The organism is Longirhabdus pacifica (genome assembly GCF_004115085.1).
Lineage (GTDB): Bacteria > Bacillota > Bacilli > Paenibacillales > DSM-105158 > Longirhabdus > Longirhabdus pacifica.
Window position 1 is genome coordinate 1 of record NZ_QXJP01000045.1, and the last position, 2,886, is coordinate 2,886.

At 38.6% G+C, this 2,886-nt stretch carries 1 protein-coding gene; it reads right to left on the minus strand.

The window, feature by feature from the left end; all coding sequences use genetic code 11:
- A partial coding sequence (locus D1Z92_RS16960) for a M56 family metallopeptidase (RefSeq protein ID WP_128896865.1) occupies positions 1–2,886 on the minus strand: 2,886 nt, incomplete at both ends.

Consider the following 2,886-nt stretch of genomic DNA (forward strand, 5'->3'; position numbering starts at 1 on the left):
TAAAGAACTTACATCTACACCTTGGTCAATTAAATATTTTGTTAAATCTATATTATTACTCATAATGGCTTCCATTAGAAGAGTGAACCCATCAGATTCTGCAGATTGTTCCTTCACGTTTGCACCATCGTTCACCAACTGCTTAACCTTTTCCAAATCCCCGGAACGAACAGCTCTTTTTAATGCCTCTGATCCAAAGCTAACATCGCTTTCCGTTGCACCTTTTGAAAGTAGAAATTGCTTCATTTCTTTATTGCCGTTCATCATTGCCAGATCCAAGGCACTGTATCCTTCCAAATCTTTAATGTCAAGATTGATGTTTTTGTCCGATTCTATGATTGCACGAGCTAACTTAACGGAAGGACTTAAATGTAGTGCCGTTTGACCCAAATCATCTTGTATGCTTACATCAGCACCTGCTTTAACTAGAGATAGTGCTAGTTCTTCACGTAAAGAAGTTCCCCAATGATACAATAATGCCATATGCAATGGTGTGTGTCCATGAACTTGTAAATCTATATTTACACCTGCATCCAATAATGCTTGCACCGTATCTTTATGACCTTCAGTTACTGCAAACATAAGTGCTGAGCGACCAGTGTCTGGCGCTGCTTGTTGCATATCTTTATTTGCTCCTTTTTGTAATAAGTAGGAAACAACTTCTGTCTTCCCTTTGTGAGCTGCTTTCATTAAAGGTGTCATACCTTGTGCGTTGAGAGTATCCACGTTGGCTCCTAGTTCAATCACCATATCCACTGCCTCTTTATCCCAGTTGGATACTACCGTAAGTAAGGTTTCTCCTACTTGATTTGTAGCATTTATATTAAAGCCTTTACGTTGCACTTCTTGTAAAGATGATTTATTTTGATTTAGAACAGCTTGTAATGCATCATAAAATAAGCTGTCCGTTTCTTGTATGACAGGGTTAGCATTCATTATCATCGATATAATCTCTTTATTACCTACTTTTGAAGCAGCATCTAACAAGGTGCTTCCTTTTTTAAAGATGGTTGCATTAACATCCGCATCTGCATTCAGTAATGTTTTAACCAATTCAACATTCTCTTTCATTATGGCTGTTTGTAATACAAATTCACCATCATGATTTCTTGCATTAACATTTTCTCCGCTAGCAATTAACTGTTGGATGCGTTTTAAATCAGGTTTTGGCTCGTCCACAGCTTGTACTAGAGAGGAAGTTTCTTCCGTTGCTATCATTACAAGGCTATTTTGTTCATCTCTATAACGGTTGACATGAAAATATCTATTTAAATAATCTGCGGAAACATATAAAATATCTTCTTTTATCTGTGATGCCAGTCTATATGGCTTGGCAAGAAACTGCAAATGCTCTTCTGAACCTTTATAAGAATCAGGATATTGAGTTAAGACGGTGTCAATTCCAGTCATGGTCACCTCTTCATCTATGATCTTAATTTCTGCTGTCTGTCCGTTATAAGTATAGTTGAACGTTTGTTCATCTACAGTTTGCAATGTCCCACCTATAGCAGTAAGAACATCGAAGAATGGGACGTAGACCATATATAAGTCCTCATAATATTCTAGGTACTCCTCATTTTCTTCATCATTATCTTCATACGGAGCGTGTTCTGTTTCTAGCTTATATCCATTAATAAGGATTATAGGATCTATGCTTTGTGTTTGTTCATTCGCAGCGATATTTACATTGTCTAATATCGTTTCATTTTGCTGTCCCAATATAGCTGGTTGCGTTACATCCGCTACGGCAAATATACCTCCCGTTAAACTCGTCATCACTAGCACACCACTTGCAATGACGATGCCTGCTTTTTTCTTTTCTATGTTCATAATCGATACCAATCGCTTCTTCATCTCTTTTTTCCCTCCGTAAAAGTTTGTCGTCAGTGTTGTTTGAATTTTTCTATGTTGATCTCTCGCTGTTTTTAATATCATTTCTCCGTATTCTCTTCGTCCGTTTTGATCTATTCTTTTCACTACGGCTTCATCGCAAGAGATCTCACATTGCGAAGAAATCGCTTTGGACATCACGTAGAGTAATGGGTTGAACCAATGTATCGCCGTTGCTACCATCGTTAGTGCTTTTACCCACATATCTTTTCGCTTATAGTGTACGAGTTCATGAGTTAGTACAAAGCGCAGCTCATTCAACTGATAGCTCGTACGCGGTAATACAATCGTAGGTTTGAGATACCCAATTAGCATCGGTGTATCGATGATGCTAGAATATTTCAACGATATGTTTGTTTTAATCCCCATGTCTTTTTGTAGCTGTCTATACACATGGGTGATCGCTACATCATCGATGAGTACACTCCAGCGGCGAACGGTTCTACTAAAACTACGATACGTATGCAATTGATAAATAAGGTAAGATAGTGCTCCCGTTAGCCATATCGCAAAAACAATAGCAGTCCATCCTACAATAGATGTAATTAACGTAGTTTGTTCTTCCGTGTTGGAAGTAAGTACGCTGTGGTCTGTAGTAGCTTCACCCGCTCCATTATCCTGTAACGCTGTCGTATAGAATGGTACTTCTCCGTTTACGTTTGTACGCTCAGCAACTGCATTTGCACTACCAACATCTGTATATCTAGCAACATCTGCATCTACGCTACTAGCATCTATTGCCCCTTGCTCCATTGCTTCTCCGCTATAAAAAAAGGATTGCTGCTCTTCTCCATTCCTTGCTTGTTCAAATTCCATACTTTGAAAGGAACTATCTCCTGGCGCTACCATTTGTGCTTCATTCTCAGTGGAAGCAAAAGGTAGATTCACTTCGATCAAGGACATATTGATTTCCGGTCTAAACGGAATAATCAAGCCAATAATGATGATGAGCCATGCGTAATACGTCCACTTTGCAGCATACCTTTTTAGTAGAAA